The 23133-nt window shown below is 71.6% G+C and carries 4 protein-coding genes; 1 reads left to right on the forward strand and 3 read right to left on the reverse strand.

Going from position 1 to position 23133, the window contains the following annotated elements:
- Positions 1-42 precede the first annotated feature (42 nt).
- Positions 43-1470, forward strand: a complete 1428-nt coding sequence (locus ACFOW8_RS13115; RefSeq protein WP_378550597.1) for a DUF1254 domain-containing protein — start codon at positions 43-45, stop codon at positions 1468-1470.
- Here ACFOW8_RS13115 and ACFOW8_RS13120 read toward each other — a convergent pair.
- The 3 genes from ACFOW8_RS13120 to ACFOW8_RS13130 are packed head-to-tail and all read right to left on the reverse strand — an operon-like array spanning position 1463 to position 22931.
- A complete protein-coding gene (locus ACFOW8_RS13120) occupies positions 1463-1693 on the reverse strand; it encodes an MbtH family protein (RefSeq protein WP_378550599.1) in 231 nt (76 codons plus the stop codon). The two genes, ACFOW8_RS13115 and ACFOW8_RS13120, sit on opposite strands and share 8 nt — an antisense overlap.
- Entirely contained in the window at positions 1690-4764 is a 3075-nt protein-coding gene (locus tag ACFOW8_RS13125; RefSeq protein WP_378550601.1) for an AMP-binding protein, read from the reverse strand. The genes ACFOW8_RS13120 and ACFOW8_RS13125 overlap by 4 nt, the downstream gene beginning before the upstream one ends.
- The gene (locus ACFOW8_RS13130) at positions 4764-22931 is read right to left on the reverse strand and encodes a non-ribosomal peptide synthase/polyketide synthase (protein WP_378550603.1); all 18168 of its coding nucleotides are present in this window, start codon (positions 22929-22931) and stop codon (positions 4764-4766) included. Before ACFOW8_RS13130 ends, ACFOW8_RS13125 begins: the two co-directional genes overlap by 1 nt.
- Positions 22932-23133 lie beyond the last annotated feature (202 nt).

The following is a 23133-nucleotide window of genomic DNA, read 5'->3' on the forward strand; positions in this document are numbered from 1 at the left end:
CGGGATAGCGTGACCGTTCGGACCTTCGGACGGAGGGTACGTGTGGGTGGTTCTGCGGCGGAATTCGGTGAACTGAGCAGGCGGCGGCTGCTCGGGCTCGGGGTGGTGGCCGGGGTCGGGGCGGTGCTGCCAGGGTGCGGTGGCGGGGCGCCGGTGTCGTCGCAGGCGCGGACGACCGGGCCGCCGGATCCGCTGGCACTGGCGACCGAGGCCTACATCTACGGCTACCCGCTGATCATGCTGGACATGATGCGGGCGGCGAGCGCGCCGACGAACACGCTCGATCACAGCGTGCTGCCCGATCCGCTGGATCGCGGGGTCGCCAGGCTCAGTCACGACACGCTGTATTCCCAGGCCTGGCTCGACCTGGCCGACCAGCCACTGGTCCTGCAGATCCCCGAGATGGAAGCGGACCGGTTCTGGCTGTTCCAGCTGCTGGACGGCTGGGGCGACACGGTGCACGACCTGTCCAGCGAACAGCCCCGGACCACGGTCGATGCCGCGGGCCCGCCCTACACCTATACGCTCGTCGGCCCGAAATGGACCGGGGCGGTACCGCAGGCCACCACGCTGTTGCACCTGCCGTCGAACCTGGCTACGGTGCTCGGGCGCATCCAGGTCAACGGTCCGGTGGACGCGACGCGGGTCAACGACCGGCAGCAGCGGATCCGGCTGATCCCGGCCGATGCCTGGCAGCGCGGCGACCACGACGGCACGATCAGCCGGAGCCGTCAGATCGATCGGGGCATGGAGCCGCCCGCGAAACGCATCGCCGCCATGGACGGACGCACCTACCTCGACCGATTGTGCAGACTGCTGATCACCAATCCGCCCGCCGCGGCCGACGCGCCCCTGCTCGATAGGCTGGCTCGGATCGGCGTGCTCCCCGGCGGCAGTGTCGATGCCGTACCGATGGCGGTCCTCGACGAGGCGGTCCGTGCGGCGCGGCGCCGGATCGCGGAATGGACCGACCCGACCGCCCGCCGGGTGAACGGCTGGGAGGTGCCGGTTGACCGCGGCACCAGCGGCACCGACTATCTGCGCCGCGCCGCGACGGCCAGGCGCTCGCCGGGCCAGGCACCGATCCACGACATCCTCTACGCCGAACTCTGGGCACCCACCACCGACGACAGCGGCCGCCCGCTGCGCTATCGCATCCGCTTCGCCCCCGACCAGTGGCCGCCCGCGGCCTTCGCCTCGCTCACCGCCTACGGCCCCGACGGCTTCCTCGTCCCGAACTCCGCGGGCATCTACACCGTCGGCCACTCCCCACCCGTGATGGCCGCCCCAGACGGCGCGGTGGACATCGCCGTCCAGCACGCCGACCCGCGTCCCGAGATCCCCGCGGGCAACTGGCTCCCCATCCCCGCCACCGGCGAATTCTCGCTCACCCTTCGCCTCTACGCCCCGCGCGAGGCGGCGATCGATGGCACCTGGGAACCACCGCCGATGACGCCCCTGACTACCTGACGGGTTCGGTCGTGTCGCTGGCCATGGCGGCGATGAGGGAGTTGGGGCGCATGTCGAGCCAGTGGGACTCGACATAGTGCAGGCAGGCCGAGCGGGGGGCGGCGCCGAAGGCGACGGTCCAGCTGCCGGGGACGGCGGCGAAGGTGGGCCAGAGGGAGTGTTCGCCTTCGGCGTTGACCAGCACGTAGAACTGGGCGCTCTCGTCGTCGAACGGGTTGGTCATGGCAGTGCCTTTCTGCGTTCGGCGGGGGTGTCGAGGTCGAGCGACGCGATCGCCGCGTCGGGCGAGGTGGCGAGCAGGCCGAGCGTACGGGCGTATCGGCGCAGCAGGGCGGCCGCCGCGCAGTCGTCGAAACGGTCGGTGCTGTATTCGATTTCGAGCCCGAGATGAGCGGTGTCGTGGGCGGTGACGATGAAGTGCACACCGTCGGCGACCGGTCCGTCGAAGTACATGGCGGTGAGGTCGAGCCCTGGCACACCGAACGATTCGGCGCCGGTGTCGAGATAGCTGAGGGTGACCGCGCCGAACGGGCCACCGAGCGCGCAGGATTCGCTGGTCGCCGTCGCGGTGGACGCCACCATGGGATCCGGTTCCGCGCACAGCATTTCGGTGAGCGTTGCGCCTGCCGTGGTCGCACCGGACTGCCGGTCGAGCAGGACCGTCATCGCCGCGCGGACCACCGCGAACGGCGGCACGGCATACCGGTGGGTGAGTTCGGCGATCCGCGCGCCGATGCCCGCGCCGAGCCGCGCCCGCATGCTCGCGCCGTGCCCGAGGACCGATTCGGGCGCGGCGGCGGGCCTGGCGTCGGCGCCGAGCCGGACCAGTGACGCCGCGGTGCCGTCGATTTCCCAGCGGGCATGCTCGCCGGTACGGAACATCCGTTCGCCGGGGATCCCGAAGGGATTGGCGACGAAGCAGTCGGCGGTGGCGACCGGGTCGTCGCGGTAGCCACGCGCCAGCTGCGCGCCGGACAGATACAGTTCGCCCGCGACACCCGGACTGGTCGGGCGCAGATCAGCGTCGAGGACATAGACACGCCGGTTCCATTCCCGCACCCGCACCGCGGTCGGTTCGGCGGCATCGGCGCGCGGCGCGGCCGGGTAGGTGAGGGTGACGGTGGCCTCGGCCCTGCCGTAGTCGTGGTGCAGCCGGGCACCGGTCACCGCGCCGAACGCGCGCACCTCGGCGGCGGTCAGCGGCGCACCGAGCACGACGACGCTGCGCAGCGAGCCGATCTCGGCATGCGCGCCCATGCCGTCGACATAGTCGGTGAACGCCGACAGCCGCGCCGGGGTGAACTCGGCCGCGGTGACGCCGTAGTCGGCGACCAGCCTGGTCAGCCGCTGCGCGTCGGGAGGTTCGGTGAGCACCACGGTCGCGCCGACCCGCAGCGGCAGCACATACCCGTGCCAGTCGGTGACCTCGCCGAGCTCGGACTGGTGCAGGTACACGTCGCGTCCGGTGAAACCGTGCCGCCCCTGGATCCCGGTGAGCCGGTGGACGGCGGCGAGGTGGCTGATGGTGATGCCCTGCGTCGCGCCGTGCGGGTAGAGCACGAACGCCGGGTGCTGCGGGAGCACCGGGGCGTGGCGCTCCGCGCGGGTGAGGGGCTCGTCGGAATACCCGGTGAGCGCCACCTCGTCCAGGACGACGGCCGGGACGTCGTACCCGGCGGCGCGCTCGCGTACCGTCAGCACCAGCGCCGGATTCGCGGCGGGCGGCAGGAACGCCGGAATATCCACGGGCACAACGGCTCCACCGGCCTTGAGCACCGCGTACACCCCGACGACGAGCTCGACCGAGCGGGGCAGGTCGACGAGGACGGCCGATTCCGGCCCTACCCCGAGCGCGGTCAGGTGCCGGGCGAGCTGGTTGGTGCGCCGGTCCAGGTCGCCGTAGGTGATGATCGAGGCCGCGTCACCCGTGCCAGGGGCGTACACGACCGCCGGGTCGAAAGGGGTCGCGGCGGCCTGCGCTTCGAACTCGTCGAGGAGCAGTTCCCCTGGCAGCCCGCCCGGTCGTGGTGGTTCGCGCACCGCGCGGTCGTCTACGCGGCCGACGTATTCGAGTTCGGCGGTCCAGCCGTCGCCGGGTGGCCTGCGCCGCACCAGGTCGCCGGTGGCGAACATGCGATCGTCGACCGGGCCGATCGGGTTGGCGAGGAAAGTGGCCGCGGTGGCCTGTCTGCCGAGGTAGCCGCGGGCCAGCTGCACGCCGGAGACATAGAGTTCGCCGACCTCGCCGTCGGGCACCGGGCGTAGGTGCTGGTCGAGGACGAGCAGTTCCACGTCGTCGGCGGCGCAGCCGAGCGGGACCGACTCGAGGTCGGCGCCGGTCACCTCGTGCGCGACGACCTCACCCGCGGTTTCCGGCCTGCCGTACACGTGCCACAGGGTCGCGCCGCTGACCGCGCGCAGGGCGGCCGCTGTCTTCGCGGGCAGCGGCGCACCGCAGCTGAGCACCACCCGCAACGAGTCGAGCCGGTCCTCCGCATCGGGAAGAGCGACGAGTTCGGCCAGCTGATCGGGTTCGAAAATGGCTGCGGTCGCGCCGGTTTCGGCGATCGAGCGGGCCGTGGCTCCGCTCGTCGGCAGGACCAGGGTGGCGCCGGTCTGCAGGGCGAGCAGCAGCTCACCCACCGCCGCCTGCGCGGCAAGCGGCGCGTGCCACAGCACGCGGTCACCTGGACCGACACCGCACAGCCGTTGCCGCCACACCGCATTGGCCTGCGCGGCCCGGTGCCCGACGACGACGGCGGCACCGGCGGCGGCGACATCGACGACCAGATAGGCCGGGTTGTCCGCGGACGGGCCAGGCAGCTCGTCGACGTCCTCGCCCACGTCGATCCCGGTGTGCAGCAACGGAACACCGTCGGGATGCGGCAGACCGGGCGCGGTGACGACCACGACCGGCGCGGCCAGCGACACCGTGCGCTGCCACACGTCCGGCTGCGCGTCGGGATCGAGCAGCACGAAGGCGCCGCCCGCGGCGATCACCGCGTGCACGGCCACCACCAGGTCGACCGAGCGGGGCAGCGACACCGCGACCACGGTCTCCGGCCCGACCCCGCGCGCGACCAGCCGGACCGCGAGCGCGGCGGCGCGCGCCCCGAGTTCGCCGTAGGTGAGTTCGAGCCCGCCGTCGGTGACCGCGACGGCATCGGGGTCCTGCCGGACCGAGGTGGTGAAGGCGGCGAGCAGGGTCGCCGGATCACGCTGGAGTTCGTTCGCTGGGTCACCCGGCAGCGCGTCGATCGAGAGCGCGGCCGTGACCGAATCCGTGTGCGACATCAGAGTTGTCCTTCCGAGTCGTCGGCCGACCCCGACCCGGCGATCACCGCGGCGGCATCGGTCACCAGTGTGTGCAACGTGGTGGTGAGTCCGGAGGCGCCGAGTGCGGCGAGCACGCCGGGCACCAGCCCGGCCAGCGCGACGTTCACCAGCGCTTCTGGTTTCATCGCGGCGCCCATCGCCTTGCGCACCGCGGTGAGCTTGGCGTCGAGGGCCGCGAACGAGATGGCGTGCTCGCCGTGGGTGAAAGCCACGGTCGCCGGCGCGAGCCGGGCCGCCGAGCCGATGAGGCCAGGCAGATCGGCAATGGTGTAGTCGCGCGGCGGCGGTGTTCGCTCCGCTGCCGTGCGTAGATCGATCGCTCGCACCGGCACCGCCGGATCGGCCGCGATCGCCGCGAGGATCAATTGGAACCGCTGCGCCATGACCTCGACGGTGCTCGCGTCGAACAGGTCGGTGGCGTAGCCGAAGTGCAGGTCGAGGCCGTCGAGCGCACCGTCGGCGGTGTAGCGCTGCATGGCGGTGAGATGCAGGTCGAATTTGGCCTCGGTCAGGCCGGGATCGAGGACCCGGACCCGCAGTCCCGGCAGGTCGACGGCGCCGGGCGGCATGTTCTGGAAGGTGAGCATCACCTGGAACAGCGGGGTGTAGGCACCGGACCTGGTCCGGCCCATGGCGTCGACGACCTGCTCGAACGGCACGTCGGCGTGTGCGATGGCCGCGAGGTCGCGCCGTCTTGCCTGGGCGAGCAGATCGGTGAACGGCGCGCGGGAGTCCACCTCGGTGCGCAGGGCCACCGTGTTGACGAACATGCCGACCAGGTCGTCGAGTTCGCGCGCGCCGCGCCCGGCCACCGGGGCGCCGATCGTGATGTCCCCGCTGCCGGACAGCTTGGCCAGCAGCACGGCCAGCGCGCTGTGCACCACGGTGAACAGCGTGGTGCCGTTGGCTCTGGCCAGCTCGTCCAGCGCGCGGGTCGAGGTGGCGTCGAGGGCGAACGGCACTGACGCACCGCGCATCTCGCGGCGGGTCGACCGAGGGCGATCGGTCGGCAGGGCGAGGAGTTCGGGCGTGCCCGCCAGTTCGCGGGTCCAGTAGGTCAGCTGCTCGGTGAGCACGCTGTCCGGGTCGTCGGCGGTGCCGAGCAGCTCGTGCTGCCAGGCGCTGAAGTCGCGGTACCGGATCTCCAGTGGCGCCCAGCCGGGTTCGCAACCGGCGTGCCGATCGCTGTAGGCGCGCACCAGATCGCGGGTGAGCGGGGCGATCGAGTAGCCGTCGGCGCTGATGTGGTGCACCACCACGACGAGAATGTGGTCGGCGGACTCGGTCGCGGACGGGCGGTCTGTGGCCGCGCCGGCATCAGGTATCGCGGTGGCATCCGGTTCGATGCGGTACAGGGCCGCGCGGACGGGTGGTGCGGCGGTGATGTCGAAGGGCTGGGCGACCAGCGCGGCGATCCTGGTTTCGGCATCGTCGGCGCGCACGGGGATCGGGGTCAGCTCCACCGCGGCTGCCCAGGCGGGCATCACCTGCTGGATCGGGCCGTTCGGGGAATCCGGGTACCGGGTGCGCAGGGTGTCGTGGCGGGCGAGTACGTCGCCGATCGCGGCCCGCAGGGCAGGCAGGTCGAGCTCGCCGGTGAGCCGGATCGCGGCCGGGATGTGATAGGCCGCGGACTCGGCCGCGAGCTGGTGCAGCACCCACATGCGTTGCTGGGCGGGCGCAAGGGCAACGGGGCCGTCGTCACGGCGTCGGGTCAATGGCGGGCGGGCGCCGGTGCGATCGAGCTGGTCGAGCTGGTCGGCCAGCGCAGCCACGGTCGGCGCCTCGAAGACGGCGGCCACCGGCACCTGGGTACCGAGTGCGGCGCCGAGCCGGGCCGCCAGCCTGGTCGCCATCAGCGAATTGCCACCGAGGGAGAAGAAGTCGTCGTCGAGACCGATCTCGGCGCACCCGATGACCTCGGCGAAGGTCCGGGCCACCAGCTGTTCGGTGCCGGTGACCGGGGCACGGTAGTCCGCCTCGGCGAACTCCGGTGCGGGCAGCTGGGCCCGGTCGACTTTGCCGTTGGCATTGAGTGGCAGGGCATCGAGCACGACGATCGCGGCGGGCACCATGTAGGCGGGCAGCGCACCGCCGAGCTCGCCGCGCAGCCGGGCCGCGATCGCGGCAGCCGTGTCTGGTGTCAGGTCGGCGACGGCCGCGTAGGCGATCAGCCGCGCGCCCACCCGGTTGTCGTCGGTGGCGATCGCGACGGCGGCGCGCACGCCGGCGCACCGCAGCAACGCGGTCTCGACCTCACCGAGCTCGATGCGGAACCCGCCGATCTTGACCTGGAAGTCGGCGCGTTCGAGGTATTCCAAGGTGCCGTCCGCACGCCACCGGACGATGTCGCCGGTGCGATACATCCGACTGCCTCGACCCGAGATCGCGCCGGTCCGCGCCACACCGGCTGCCTCGGCGCCGGTCGCGCCCGCCGCCGTCGCGGGGCTGGCCTCGCCCGGTACCGGCCATGCCGGACCGGTCCCGATGATCGCGCTGTCTGCCGACGGCGCGGCGAGGTGATCGTTCGCGCCGAACGGGTCGGCGACGAACCGGTCCGCGGTGAGACCGGCGCGGCCGTGATAGCCCCTGGCGAGCTGCGCGCCGGTGAGGTACAGCTCGCCGGCGACACCGATGGGCACCGGCCGCAGCCGGGAGTCGAGCACATACACCCCGCTGTTCCATGCGGGTGCGCCGATCGGGACGACCTGCGCGGGCTCGTGCGTCACCTCGAATTCGGTGATCGACACGGCGGCCTCGGTCGGACCGTACAGATTGTGCAGCCTGGCCCCGGCCGTACGGGCGCGGAACTTCGCTGCCGTCGCGGCGGGCAACGCCTCACCGATGGCGAGTACCGCGCGCAGCGAATCCGGCAGTGCCGGTGCGGATTCCGTTTCCAGCAGCATACCGACCAGCGACGGCACCGCGTGCAGCACGGTGACTCCGTGCGTGGTCATGGTGGCGCGCAGGCGATCCGGATCGCGCTCGTCGCCCGGCCTGGTGACGACAAGCGCGCCGCCGGAGGTGAGCGGCGAGAAGAATTCCCACACCGACAGGTCGAAGGTGGCCGGGGTCTTCAGCAGTACCCGGTCGGCGCCGGTCATGGTGAAGCGGTCGTGCAGCCAGGCCAGCTGGTTGACGATCGCCGCATGCGGCACGCTCACCCCCTTGGGGATACCGGTGGAGCCGGAGGTGAAGATCACGTACGCCGGGTGCTCCGGCCGCAGCGGCGCGAGCCGTTCGGCATCGGTCACCGGCTCGTTCGACAGGTTGTCCAGGGCACGGTGGTCGAGCTGGAAGACCGGCACGTCCACCGGGATCGGCACACCGTCGGCAGCCGTGCTGAGCACGCACAGCGGCGCGGCGGTCGCGACGACATGGGCGATGCGCTCGGCCGGATGATCGGGGTCGATCGGCACATACGCACCGCCTGCCCGCACCACCGCGTGCATGGCGATGACGAGGTCGAGCCCGCGCCGCATGGCAAGCACCACGGTCCGCTCCGGGCCGACCCCCTCGGCGATGAGGAGCCGGGCGATCCGGTTGACGCGGGCATCGAAAGCGGCGTAGTGGAGGGTTTCGCCGCTGTCGGCGTCCACCAGGGCAGGTGCGTCGGGGGTGGCGATCGCCTGGCGGGCAACGAGGTCGGCGAGGGTGATCCGCTCGACCGGATGCGCTGTCGCGTTCCAGGTGTCGAGCAGCAGCGCGCGGTCGCCGCCGAGCAGGTCGAGCTCGCCGATCACGGTTTCCGGTGCGGTGGCGATCGATTCGAGAATCCGCCGCAACTGTCCGGCGAAGCGCCGGACAGTGTCCGCGTCGAACAGATCCGTCGCGTAGCCGAGCGTGAACTCGACACCATCGGGCGCGCCGTCGGCGGTGTAGTGATCGAAGGCGAACAGATGGAGGTCGAATTGTGCTACGCCGGAGTCGAATTCGATATCCGAGACGGTGAGCCCGGGGAGTTCGAGGCGACCACGCTCGTGGTTCTGGAAGGAATAGCCCACTTGGAACAGCGGGTGCCGCGCCGTGGAGCGTGCGGGGTTGAGTACCTCGACCAGCCGCTCGAACGGTACGTCGGCGTTGGCGAGCGCGGCGATATCGGCAGTCCTCGCGGTGCCGAGCAGGTCGGCGAAGGGCCCATCGGTGGCCACCTGGGTGCGCAGCACGACGGTATTGACGAACATGCCGATGACCTCGTCGAGTTCGGCCTCGCCGCGGCCTGCGACCGGGGCGCCGAGCGCGATGTCGGCGGTCCCCGACAGCCGCGCGAGCAGCGCGGCGAAGGCCGCGTGCACCACCATGAACAGCGTGGCGCCGTGGCCACGGCCGAGCGCGACGAGCGCGGCGTGCAGATCCGCGTCGACGGCGAAGCCCACCTTGTCACCGCGCAGGCTCTGCCGGGCCGGGCGCGGCCGGTCGGTCGGCAGGGCCAGCTGGTCGGGCAGTCCGGCCAGCCGCGCGCGCCAGTAGGCGACCTGCCGCGCGGCGAGCGACGCGGGATCGTCCTCGTCGCCGAGCAGCTCGCGCTGCCACAGGGCGTAGTCGGCGAATTGCACCGCGGGCGGCGCCCAACTGGGGGTGGTATCGGCACGGCGGGCGGTGTAGGCGCGCATCAGGTCTGCGACGAACGGCGCGATCGATGAGCCGTCGGCGGCGATGTGATGCAGCACGGCCGCGAGCACGAATTCGTCGGCGGCGGAGTTCTCCGCCGTGTCGCGGTGCGGCCCCGCATCGGCCACCGGATCCCCGACCACCTCGAACAACCGGAACCGCACCGGGATCTCGGCGGTGACGTCGAAGGTGGTCGCGGCGAGCTCGCGGATCGCGCCGGGTAGCTCGGCTTCGGTCACCGCGACCGGCTCGAGCACCGGAATCGCCTGCGCGGCAGCGATGATCGACTGCACCGGCGTGCCGTCGGCGTCCTCGCCCTCGCATACCGGGTAGACGGTCCGCAACGATTCGTGCCGGGCGACCAGATCGGCGAGCGCCGAGCCGAGGGCAGCCACGTCGAGCGCGCCACTGAGCCGCAGCGCGAACGGGATGTTGTAGGCCACCGACGACCGGTCGAAGCGGTTGAGGAACCACATGCGCTGCTGGGCGGGCGAGAGCGGCAGCCGCTCCGGACGCGCCCGGCCGACCAGCGGTGGCCGGTTCTCCTTCGCCTCGGCGTCCACGGTCGCGGCCAGGTCTGCGACGCGCGGTGCCTCGAAAAGGGTGCGCACCCCCACCCGCCGGTCCAGCGCCGCGCCGATGCGCGCCGCCGCCTTGGCAGCGAGCAGCGAGCTGCCACCGAGGGCGAAGAAGTCGTCGTCGGCGCCGATCGGGTCGTCGACGCCGGTCCGGCCAAGCACCTCGGCGTAGACGGCGGCCACGATCTCCTCGGTGACCGTGGCCGGCCTGCGGTAGGCGGTGGTCTCGAAGACCGGGGCAGGCAGCGCGGCCCGGTCCAGCTTGCCGTTGACGGTGAGCGGGATGCACTCGACGGCAACCACGGCGGCCGGGAGCATGTGCTCGGGCAGAGTGCGGCCCAGTTCGTGGCGCAACGCGGCGGCATCGATGCGACCGGTGTCGGCGCCTGCGACCAGGTAGGCCACGATGCGCGGTTCGTCGACCACGTCGGTGCGCACCAGCACCGCGACCTCGCGTGGCGCCACCGAGCTGGCGAGCAGCGCGGCTTCGATCTCGCCGAGTTCGACCCGGAAGCCGCGCAGGTTCACCTGCTGATCGGCCCTGCCCAGGTATTCGAGCTCGCCGTCGGCGGTCCAGCGGGCCAGGTCACCGGAGCGATAGGTGCGGGTACCCGGCGCCCCGTACGGGTCGGCGACGAACCGGCTCGCGGTCAGGTCGGGGCGGTCCAGGTAGCCGCGCGCCAGCTGCGGGCCGGAGACGTAGATCTCGCCGGGCACCCCTACCGGCACCGGGCGGAGGCGCGAATCCAGCACGCGCACCGTGAGTCCGGCGAGCGCGCCACCGATCACGCTGGCCGACCCGGTGTCCGGGGTGATCTCCCGGTAGGAGGCGTGCACGGTGGTCTCGGTGATGCCGTACATGTTCACCAGGCGTGGCCGGTCGGGGTGCCTGGCGAACCAGCCGGTGAGTCGCTGCGGTTCCAGCGCCTCACCGCCGAAGATCACCGTGCGCAGGGCGTAGTCACCGGCAGCCGGGCGCGCGTCGCCCGCCGCCCTCGACACGGCGGCCTGATCGGCGGCGACGAGCTGGTAGAACGCCGACGGCGTCTGATTGAGCACGGTGACGCGCTCGGCGATGAGCAGTTCCCGGAACTGTTCGGGCGAGCGCGAGGTGTAGTAGTCCACCAGTACCACCGAGCCGCCGTGCAGCAGCGCTCCCCACAGCTCCCACACCGAGAAGTCGAAGGCGTAGGAGTGGAACAGTGTCCACACGTCGTGCGGGCCGAAGCCGAAGTGCCGTGCGCTGTTGTCCAGCAGGGCGAGCACATTCGCGTGCGGGATCACCACGCCCTTCGGCCTGCCGGTGGAGCCGGAGGTGTAGATGACGTAGGCGGTGTTGGCGGGGGCCAGTGGTGCGCGGCGGTCCGCCGGGGTGAGCGCGGTGTCCGCGAAATCGCCGAGGTTCTCGGCCGCGGGGTCGAGGACGGGGCCGCCGAACCAGTCGCGGGCGAGTCCGGTGTCGGCGTTGGCGATGGCGCACAGCGGGCGCGCGTCGTCGAGCAGGTACTCGATGCGGTCGGCCGGATAGTTCGGGTCGATCGGCAGGTAGCCACCGCCCGCCTTGAGCACCGCGAGCAGGGCGACGACCAGTTCCGGTGTCCGTGGCAGCGCGACGGCCACCAATGCTTCCGGGCCGACACCCGCGCCGACGAGCCTGCGGGCGAGCCGGTTCGACCATGCGTCGAGCGCACCGTAGGTGAGCGAGGTGCTACCCGCCCTGACCGCCACCGCGTCCGGGTGCGTGGCGGCGACCTCGGCGAACCGGTCGAGCATGGTGTCGGTGCCGGGGGTCACCGATCCGCCGGTGGTGGCCCAGTCGTGCAGGGTCCGCTGCTGTTCCTCGGCGCTGAGCAGCTGGATGTCGCCGACCACCACGGTCGGATCGGCGACGACGGCGGCGAGCACCTGGGCGAAGCGGCGTGCCAGCACCGCGATGCTGCCCGCGTCGAACAGGTCGGTGGCGTAGGCGATCTCGATGCCCATGCCGTCGGCCCTGCCGTCGACGTCGTCGGATTCACGAACGGTGAACTGCAGGTCGAACTTGGCGACCGCGGCATCGATGTCGACCGGCGCCGCGGTGATCCCGGCCATCGCAAGGGCGGGCACGGTGAAGTTCTGCAGGACGAGGGCCACCTGGAACAGTGGATGGCGGTTGCGGGCGCGTGCGGGGGCGACCGCGTCGACGACCTCCTCGAACGGGATCTCGGCATGGGATAGCGCGTCCAGGTCGGCGGCACGAACGGTATCGAGGGTGCTCTCGAACTCGGCGCGCGGATCGATCTGCGTGCGCAGGACCAGGGTGTTGACGAACATGCCGATCAGCCCGTCGACCGCCGCGTCACCACGGCCTGCCACCGGGGTTCCGATGGCGATGTCGCCGGTGCCGGACAGCCGGGCCAGCAGCACCGCCAGCGCGGCGTGCAGGGTGCTGAAGAGGGTGGCCTCGTGCTTGCGCGCCAGTTCTCGCAGCTCACTGTGCAGATCGGAGTCGATCTGGAACCGGTGCACGCCGCCGCGGAAGCTGGACTCCTCGGGACGGGGGCGGTCGGCAGGCAGCTCGAGCTGTTCGCCGAGCCCGGCGAGTTCGCGCCGCCAGAACGCGAGCTGACCGGCGGCGGTCGAGGTGGGATCGGTTGCTGTGCCGAGCATTTCATGCTGCCACAGGGTGTAGTCGGCGTACTGGATCGGCAGCGGCGCCCACGCGGGTACGCTGCCTGCGCGCCGGGCCGCGTACGCGGTCATGAGGTCGGTGGCGAGCGGGCCGAGGGAGAACCCGTCGGCGGCGATGTGGTGGACCACCAGGACCAGGACATGCTCGGCCGGGCTGAGCGTGAACAGTGCCGCGCGCAGCGGGATCTCGGCGGTGAGATCGAAGCGCACGGCCGCGAGGGACCGCAGCAGGCCGGGGAGCTCGGCCGGGGTCGTCGGTTCCGGACGCAGGGCGATGGCGGTGGCGTCCGCGACCAGCTGTTCCGGCCCGTCGGGGCTGTCGGGATAGCTGGTGCGCAGGGTTTCGTGGCGGGCGATCACATCGGCCAGCGCCGGTTCCAGCGCGGCGAGGTCGAGGTCGCCGGACAGCCGCAGGGCGATCGGGATGTTGTCGACGGCATCACCGGGACCATCGGCATCGGCGAGGTAGCGATTGAGGAACCACATCCGGCGCTGCGCCGCGGACAGCGGGATCCGCCGCGGCCGTTCGTACTTCGTCAGCGCGAGCCGTCCGCTCCCCCGCCGCCCCGCGCAGCGCTCGGCGAGCGCGGCCACCGTCGGCGCGTCGAACAGCAGGCGCACCGGGATCTGGGTGTCGAGCGCGGCGCCGAGGCGGGCGACGACCTGGGTGGCGGTGAGGGAATTGCCGCCGAGCGCGAAGAAGTCGTCGTCGAGGCCGACCTCGCGGTCGGCGGGGAAGCCGAGGACCGTCGCGAAGGTCGACGCCACGATCCGTTCGGCCTCGGTGCCTGGCGCACGGAACACCGCCGCCTCGACCACCGGATCGGGCAGCGCCCTGCGGTCCAGCTTGCCGGAGGTGTTGAGCGGGAAGGCGTCGAGTACCACGAACGCCGACGGGACCATATAGGCGGGCAGGGTGCGCGCGAGCGTATCCCGCACCGCGGCCGAGTCGAGGTCGGCGTCGGCGACGAGGTAGGCCACCAACCGGTCGTCGCGGACGAGTACCGCGGCCTGCGCGATCTCGGGCAGCGCCGACAGCGCGGCCTCGATCTCACCGAGCTCGATCCGCAGCCCGCGCAGCTTCACCTGGAAGTCGGTGCGGCCCAGGTACTCCAGTTCACCGTCGGCGGTCCAGGCGACGAGGTCACCGGTCCGGTACATCCGCGAACCCCGCGCGTGGTCACCGGTCACGAACGGATCGGCGACGAAGCGATCGGCGGTGCGGTCGGCGCGCCCCGCGTATCCACGGGCCAGCTGGGCACCCGCCAGGTACAGCTCACCGGGCACCCCGACGTGCACCGGGCGCAGCCTGCCGTCGAGCACGTAGACGCGGGTGTTGTGCACCGGCGCGCCGATGGGAACGGTCAGCACATCCGCGTCGGTCACCTCGTGGAAGGTGACGTCGACCGCGGCCTCCGTCGGGCCGTACAGGTTGTGCACCGCCGTCCCGGTGAGTCCACGCAACCGCTGCGCGGGTCCGGGCGCCAGGGCCTCACCCGACGCGAACACCATGCGCAGCGAACCGCACCGCGCGGCATCGACAACGGCACCACCGTGGGTTCCCGCCGATTCCGGCTCGAGTGCGGCGACGAACACCGACAGCATCGACGGCACGAAATGTGCCACCGTGACCGACTCGGCGTCGATCAGGTCGGCCAGGTAGGCGGGATCGCGATGCCCGTCCGGGCGGGCGAGGACAAGTCGCGCACCGATCTGCAAGGGCCAGAAGAATTCCCAGACCGAGACATCGAAGGTGGCCGGTGTCTTCTGCAGAACGGTGTCGGCCTGGGTCAGGCGGTAGGCGTCCTGCATCCAGACCAACCGGTTGACGATCGCGCCGTGCGAGACGACGACGCCCTTCGGGGTTCCGGTCGAGCCGGAGGTGAAGATCAGGTAGGCGGCAGCGGCCGGGGTAAGAGTGGCGAGCCGGTCGGCGTCGGTCAGCGGGTCGGCGGCATGGTCGCCGGTGTCGAGCTGTTCGAGATCGAGCACCGGAGCCCGTGTCATGGCGGGCAGGTCGAGGCCGTCGGTCGCTCGGGTGAGCACGCAGACCGGGTCGGCCGCGGCCAGCACCTGGGCGAGGCGGTCGGCCGGATGGGACGGATCGAGCGGCACATAGGCTCCGCCTGCGGCGAGCACGGCGTACATGGCGACGACCAGGTCGAGCGAGCGGTCCATCCCGAGCGCGACCGTGCGGTCGGGTCCGACTCCGAGCGAGATCAGCAGGCGGGCAAGCCGGTTCACCCGCGCGGTGAACTCGGCGTAGGTCACCGACACGCCGTCGGTAGTCACCGCGATCGCCTCAGGAGTGCGCGCGGCCTGTGCGGCGAACAGCGAGACCAGCGTCATCGACTCGGCGCCGGGGTATTCGGTGTCGTTCCATTCGCGCAGGATGCGGGTGCGTTCGGCCGCGGCGAGCAGGTCGATGTCGCCGATCACGACGCTGGGATCGGCGGACACCGCATCCAGCACCCGCAGCAGGCGGGTGCCGAAATCTGTGATGGTGGTGGGGTCGAAGAGGTCGGTGGCGTACTCGAACCGGGCGAGCAGGCCGTCACCGGCTTCGCGCACGGTGAGGTGCAGATCGAATTTCGCGGTCCCGGTATCGATCTCGATCTCGGATGCGGTGAGCCCGGCGAGTTCGAGCCGGGTCTCGGCGTTGTTCTGGAAGTCGAACATCACCTGGAACAGCGGGTGTCGCGCCGATGAGCGCTCCGGGTTCAGCGCTTCGACCAACCGGTCGAAGGTGACCTCGGCATGGGCGAGCGCACGCAGGTCGCCGTCGCGAACGGTGGCGACGAGCTCGGCGAAGGTGGCGCCGGGGCGAACCTGGGTGCGCAGCACGAGGGTGTTGACGAACATGCCGACGAGTTCGTCGACCGCCTCGTCACCACGGCCCGCGACCGGGGTTCCGATCGAGATGTCTTGCTGGCCGGATAGTTTCGCCAGCATCGCCGCGAACGCGGCGTGCAGGACCATGAACAGCGACGCATTGGCGTCGACGGCGACCGTGCGCAGCCGGTCGGCGAGCGCGGCGGGGACCGCGAAGGTGTGCCTGGCCCCGCGCCCGGAGGCGACGGCGGGCCGCGGCCGATCGGACGGTAGCGCGAGCAGGTCGGGCAGATCGGCGAGTTCGGCTGTCCAGAAGTCGATCTGGCGCGCCATCGGCGAATCCGGATCGTCCTCGGCGCCGAGGACAGCCCGCTGCCACAGGGCGAAGTCGGCGTACTGAACGGGCAGCGGGGACCACTGCGGCGCGGTGCGGGCGAGGCGGGCGGCGTAGGCCACCATCAGGTCGCGGGTCAGCGGTGCCACCGACCAGCCGTCGGCGGCGATGTGATGCAGCACCAGGACCAGCACGTGCTCGTCGGCACCGGTGCGCAGCAGGTGCAGGCGCACCGGCGGTTCCTGGTCCACCGCGAAGGGGACCGCGGCCACGGCCCGGATCCGGTCGGCCAGGTCAGCCGGGTCGAGCGGCTGTGGGGTGAGGCTGATGGTCAGCTGTTCGGCGGCGAGCACCTGCTGGAACGGGATGCCGTCCACGGCCGGGTAGCGGGTGCGCAGCGCCTCGTGCCTGGTGAACACGTCGGCCACCGCGGCAGTGAGGGCGGCGGGGTCGAGCGGGCCTGCGAGCCGGATGGCGGCGGCGATATTGTCGGCCACCGAATCGGTGTCGAACTGGTTGAGGAACCACATCCGCTGCTGGGCGTAGGACAGCGGAATCCGTTGCGGCCGTTCGGCCGCGACGAGAGCAGGCCGCGCGGCCACGACCTCGGCGCCGTTCAGCAGGGCGGCCAGCTCGGCGACCACCGGCGCCTCGAACAGTGTCTGGAGCGGCACCGTCACCCCGAGCGCCGCGCCGAGCCGGGACACCACCTTCGTGGCGATCAGCGAGTTGCCGCCGAGCGCGAAGAAGTCGTCGTCGGCGCCGACCCGCTCGACTCCGAGCACGGCACCGAACACCGCGGCCACCTCGGCCTCGGCCCCCGCGGCGGGCGCGCGGAAGGCGCGGGCCGTGAACACCGGCGCCGGCAGCGCACGCCGGTCCAGCTTGCCGTTCGGGGTGAGCGGCAGCGCGTCGAGCACTACGAACGCGGCCGGCACCAATTGCGGCGCGAGGGTGCGGCGCAGATGCTCGGCCAGCGCGTCCACATCCAGCGTCTGCGAGGGCTGGACCACGACGGCGGCCTGCGTCGGGACCTCCGTCGACTGCCGTTGTGCCGCAGTGGTATTCGGTACCGAAGACGGCACCAGGTACGCGACGAGCTGGTCGCCGCGGTGGCCGTCACGATGGATCAGCGCAACGGCCTGCCCGACACCGGGCCGGGACAGCAACGCGGACTCGACCTCACCGAGTTCGACGCGGAAGCCGCGCAGCTTCACCTGATCGTCATTGCGGCCCAGGTACTCCAGGGTGCCCTCGGCACTCCATCGCACCAGATCGCCAGTGCGGTACATGCGAGCACCCGGCTCCCATGGGCAGGCGACGAAACGACCGGCGGTGAGCGCGGCGCGGTCACGGTAGCCGCGCGCCACCTGGGCACCCGCGACGTAGAGCTCCCCCGCGACCCCGACCGGCACCGGCCGCAGACGCGCGTCGAGCACCCACTGCGCGATGCCGCGCAGCGGGGCACCGAGCGTCAACGGGGTCGACGCGCTGAGCGGGGCGCTGATGTTGGTGGCGACCGTGGTCTCGGAGGGGCCGTAGGCGTTGACGAATCGGCGCCCGACCGTGCCGCCGGTCCAGCGGGCCACCAGTCCGGGTGGGCACGCCTCGCCACCGACCATCACCATGCGCAGCTCGGGCAGCCGCTCGGGATCGAGCACGGCCAGCGCCGACGGCGTCATCAGCGCGTGGGTGACACGTTCGGAGACCAGCAGCCGCGCGAGATCGTCGCCGACGTGGCTGCCCGCCTGCGCGATCACCAGCGTGGCTGCGGAGTTCACCGCGAGCAGCGTTTCCATCACGGAGATGTCGAACGACGGCGAACCGACCTGCAGCACTCGCGCATCCGGGGTGCCGAACATCCGCTCGGTCTCCTCGGCGGCGAACCCGGCGATGCCGGCCTGGGTCACCAGCACGCCCTTGGGCAGGCCGGTCGACCCCGAGGTGTAGATGACATAGGCCAGATGCCGCGAGCGCAGGGGCCGGATCCGGTCGGTATCGGTGACCGGATCGCTGGAACTGGCGGCGCAGTCGGCCATCAGCTTCAGCTCGTCGAGCACGAGCCAGTCGGCGGGGCCGGGCAGCGCGTCCCGGCAGCCGGACACTGTAAGACCAAGGCGCGCACCGGAGTCTGTCACCATATGGGTGATCCGGTCGAGCGGATAGGCCGGGTCGACGGGCAGCCAGGCCGCGCCCGCCTTCGCGATCGACCACACCGCGAGCACCGACTCGATCGATCGCGGAATGCCGACCGCGACGATGTCGTCGGGGCCGGCCCCGGCATGGATGAGGACCCGGGCCAGCCGAGACGACGCGCGATCGAGTTCGTGGTAGGTGAGGTGGCGGTCGCCGTCGGTGACGGCGACCCGGTCCGGCTGGTCGGCCACCGCGCGCGCCAGCAGCTCGGGGAGCAGTCCGGTCGCGGTCACGGGCCCACCGCGCATGCTGGTCAGCTGTAGGTATTCCGGTGCCGACAGGAGCGCGAGGTCCCCGACCGCGGTGCCGGGCGCCGCGACGGCCGCGGCTAGTAGTCGCAGGTAGCGGGTGCCGAAGTCACGCATCTCGGCCGCGTCGAACAGGTCGGTCGCGTACCGGGTGACCGCATCGATGCCCGCCGGATCACCCGCGTCGTCGCGACGTTCGTCGAGGGTGAGCTGTAGATCGAATTTGGTGCTGTCGAGCCCGATCTCGCGCACCGATACCGGCGTTCCGGCCAGCTCGAAGCTGGTGTCGAGCCCGGCCTGGAAGTTCAGCGCCACCTGGAACAGCGGGTGCCGTGCCTGCGAACGCGCCGGGTTCACCACCTCGACGAGACGGTCGAACGGGACGGTGGCGTGGGCGAAGGCGGCGAGGTCGACCTCGCGGGTGTGCTCGAGCGCGGCGGCGAAGCTGGTGGCCGGGTCGATCTCGGTGCGCAGCACCAGGGTGTTGACGAACATCCCGATCAGATCGTCGATGGCCCGGTCGCCGCGTCCGGCGACACCGGTGCCGATCGCGATGTCGGTGGTGCCGGCGAGCCGGGCCAGCAGCACCGCCAGCGCGGTGTGCAGCACCATGAACAGCGAGGCACCGGCCTGGTTCGCGAGCTCGGTCAGCCGCCGGTGCAGCGCCGGGTCGATGGTGAACTCCACCTGCGCGCCGCGCAGGCTCGGCTCGGCGGGTCGCGGTCGCGCGGACGGAAGTTCCAGCTGTTCGGGCAGCCCGGCCAGCGTCCGCTCCCAGAACGTGAGCTCCCGTGCGGCCAGTGAGCGCGGATCGGACTCGGCACCGAGCAGTTCACGCTGCCACAGCGCGTAGTCGGCGTACTGCACCTGCAGCGGCGCCCATGCCGGCTCGGTGCCCGCCACCATCGCCTGGTACGCCGTGAGCACATCGCGTACCAGTACCCGCAACGAGACGCCGTCCGCGGCGATGTGATGCAGGACCACCGCGACCGCGTACTCGAGCGGGCCGTCCCGCTCCGGTCCGGCCGCCCGCACAGCGAAGATCCGCGCACGGAACGGCACATCGTGTGCGAGTTCGAAGCCGGCGCTCGCGAATCGGGTCACCTCGGCATCCAGGTCGGTGGCCGCGAGCGCGACGGGGTCGCCGATCCGCACCGACCCGGCCGGGCGGACCACCTGCTCGGCCACCTCGCCGCCGGGCACGTCGACCGGAGGGAATACCGTGCGCAGTGCCTCGTGCCGGTCGACGACCGCGGTCAGCGCGGCGACGAGGGCCGCCACGTCGGCGGTGCCGGGCAGCCGCACCACGAACGGCATGTTGTAGCCGGGGGCCGACGGGTCGAAGCGGTTGAGGAACCAGATCCGCTGCTGGGCGGGCGAGAGCGGGACGAGCGCGGGTCGCGGCCGAGCCGACAGCACCGGCAGCTGGTCGGCGATGCCGGTATCGGCGCCGATCGCGGCGGCCAGGCGGGCAGGCGTCGTCGCGCCGAAGAGATCGCGCACACCGAGCCGGCAACCCAGGTCGGCGCCGAGCCGGGCGGCGACCTGGGTGGCGACCAGGGAGTTGCCGCCGAGGGCGAAGAAGTCGTCGTCGCGGCCGATCCGGTCGATCCCGAGCACCTCACCGAAGACCCTGGCCACCGCCTGCTCCACCGGCCCTACCGGCTCGGCGTATTCGACGACGGCGCGATCCGGCGCGGGCAGCGCCCGGCGATCCAGCTTGCCGGACGCGTTCACCGGCAGCGCGTCGAGCAGCACGAACGCCGCGGGAACCATGTAGGCGGGCAGCGCGCGCAGTGCCGCCTCGCGCAGCTGCGCCACCGCGACCGCACCCGGCTCGGCCTCCACCACATAGGCGACCAGCTGTTCGCCGACGCCCGCGTCGTCGCGGACGACGACCACCGCGCGCACCGCGCCCGCGACGCTTTCCAGCACCGTCTCGATCTCGCCGAGCTCGATTCGCAGGCCGCGCAGCTTGACCTGGAAATCGGTGCGGCCGAGGTATTCCAGTTCCCCGCTCGTTGTCCAGCGCACCAGGTCGCCGGTGCGGTACATCCGCGCGCCCGCCGCATTCGGGTCGGCGACGAAGCGACCGGCGGTGAGCTCGGGCCGACCGACATAGCCCCGGGCGAGCTGTACCCCCGACAGATACAGCTCACCCGGAGCCCCGACCGGAACCGGCCGTAGCCGCGAGTCGAGGACATGGAGCCGGGTGTTGTACACCGGCGCACCGATCGGCACCGTCACCCGGTCCGCGTCGGTCACCTCGTGGAAGGTGACATCGACGGCGGCCTCGGTGGGGCCGTAGAGATTGTGCAATCGCGCCCCCGTGAGCAACCGTAGCCGCTGCGCGGGCGCCGCGGGCAGTGCCTCACCGGACGCGAAGACCAGCCGCAGCGAACCACGCTCGGTGATTTCCTGTTGGGCGAGAAAGGCTTCCAGCATGGAAGGCACGAAATGTGCCACGGTGACGCCGTATTCGGCGATGATCCGCCGCAGATATCCCGGCTCACGGTGCCCCTCGGGCTCGGCGAGCAGCAGGGTGGCACCGATCTGCAAGGGCCAGAAGAACTCCCACACCGAGACGTCGAAGGTCACCGGGGTCTTCTGGAGCACCACATCGACGCCGTGCAGGCGATACGCCTGCTGCATCCACACCAGCCGGTTGACGATCGCCGCGTGCTCGACAGCGACGCCCTTCGGCAGGCCGGTGGAGCCGGAGGTGAAGATGACGTAGGCCGGGTGCGCGGGCCGCAGCGGCGCGGTGCGCTCGGCATCGGTGAGCGGAGTGCCTGCGAAACCGGTGAGGTCGATGGTGTCAACGAACAGCACCGTCGGCGTGTCCATGCCGGGGACGTCGTCGCGGGTGGTGGTGAGGACAGCGGCCGGAGCCGCGGTACCGAGGATGTGGGCGATGCGCTCGGCCGGATGATCGGGGTCGATCGGCACGTACGCCGCGCCCGCCGCGAGCACCGCGTACATGGCGACGACCAGATCCGGTGAGCGCCGAATGCTCAGCGCCACCAGCGATTCCGGGCCGATACCGTCAGCGCGCAGTCGCCGGGCCAACCGGTTCACCCGCGTGGCCAGCTCACGGTAGGTCATGGTCGCGCCGTCGTCGCCGGCCATCCGCACCGCCACATCGTCGGGGGTGCGCGCGACCTGCGCCTCGAACAGGGCGGGCAGCGTCGCCGTCGCCACCCCGCGCAGGCCGGGCGCGGTGCCGATGTCGAATTCGGTCGAGTTCCAGATCTTGGTGCTGACCTGAAGTTCCAGCTCGGTCGCCACCTCGATCGCGCCGACCGGGGTGCTCAGGTCGGCGGCCGCGAGACGCTCGAGGAAGCCGAGGAACCTCGCGTGGTGCCTGGCCAGGGTGTCGGCGTCGTAGAGGTGGGGATTGGCCTCGAAGTCGACGTGCACGCGATCGCGGTCGCCGTAGTAGACATTGAGGCTCAGGTCCTCGATCGGTCCGGTGGACAGGACCCGGTACCGGCCGGTGGTGGTACCGAGCGTGAGATCGTTCTTGAAGAGCATGAAGTTGGCGAGCGGGCCGAACAGGGCCCTGCGGGCGGGGCGGCCGTCGTCCTCGGCATCGCGGCGAATGTCCTCGGCCCGGTAGCGCTGGTGCCGTAGCGCGCCCGCCACCTCCACCCTGGCGGCGCGCAGCAGCTCGCCCCAGGTGGTGGTGGCCCCGGCGGCGCCGGTCGGCAGCCGCAGCGGCACGATATTGGACAGCATGCCGGCCGAGCGGCGCATCAGCGCGGTGGTGCGGGCGGTGACGGGCAGGCTCAGTACCGCGTCGGAGCGGTCGGTGAGCCTGCCGAGATAGGCGGCGAAGGCGGCGAGAAGCACCGCCGAGATGGTCGAATCATCGCTGGCCGCAATGGTTTCCATGCGGTCCACCAGGTACTCGGACAGCCTGCCGCCGGTCACCAGGTTGTTGGCGGCGCGCGGTGCGGTGCGGGCCTGCAGCCCGGTCGGGCTGTCCAGTCCGGCGATGCGCTGCGCCCAGTGCGCGCGATCGTTGGCGAACCGGGTGCTCGCGCGATAGCGCTGCTCGCCCTCGACCAGTTCGGCCAGGTCACCGGGCACGGCCTGGCCCACCTCGGTGCCGAGGACCCGGGCGGTGTACAGCTCGGCGATCCGCTGGGAGTTGACCAGCGCGCCGTATCCGTCCAGCACGATGTGATGTCCGCGCAGGTACCAGAACCAGCGCCGCGGTCCGACGCGCAGTACCGCACCCGCGACCAGCCGGTCGCGCAGCAGGTCGATCGGGGTGCCGAACTCGGCGCGCATCCACTCGTGCGCGGCGGCGATCGGGTCGTCGTGGTGGCGCAGATCGATCAGCGGCAGCTCAGTGTGGATGGGGATGGTGTGGTCGACGAACTGGTGCGGAACACCGTCGACCTCGCCGAGGCGGACCAGCGGCGAACCGTACGCGTGCGCCGCCTCGGCCGTAACCTCCTGCAGCACAGCTGGATCCAGCTCACCGCTGATGTCGACGTACTGCGCGATGGTGATCGGGACCTCGGGGTCGAGCAGCTGCGCGTACCAGACTCCCAGCTGGGCGGGGGTCAACGGGAACGGCGCCGACACCGTGTCGATCTCACCGGCCCGCGGTCGCGTGCTGAACCCACCCAACTCCGTACCGTGCACCAGAGCCTCCTCGAATCGCGAAAAAACAGCACCACGAACAGCTTTCGGGCAGCACGAAGACACCTCAGGAGTGCTTCGCCGACCGAAGAATTCGCTTCAGAGCGCAGTGGGCACGACGCCACACCCGCGCAGGATCCCCGACAGATCATGTGAACGAGAGCGACGACCCGGCTGGGCCGTCGGTTTCTAGCTGCTGATCGTT

It is taken from the genome of Nocardia rhizosphaerae, from assembly GCF_042650365.1.
Classification (GTDB): domain Bacteria; phylum Actinomycetota; class Actinomycetes; order Mycobacteriales; family Mycobacteriaceae; genus Nocardia; species Nocardia rhizosphaerae.

Bases quoted from the DNA above. Each gene is read 5' to 3' on its own strand.
- ACFOW8_RS13120 (WP_378550599.1), bottom strand. From the start codon at position 1,693: ATGACCAACCCGTTCGACGACGAGAGCGCCCAGTTCTACGTGCTGGTC.
- ACFOW8_RS13125 (WP_378550601.1), bottom strand. From the start codon at position 4,764: ATGTCGCACACGGATTCGGTCACGGCCGCGCTCTCGATCGACGCGCTG.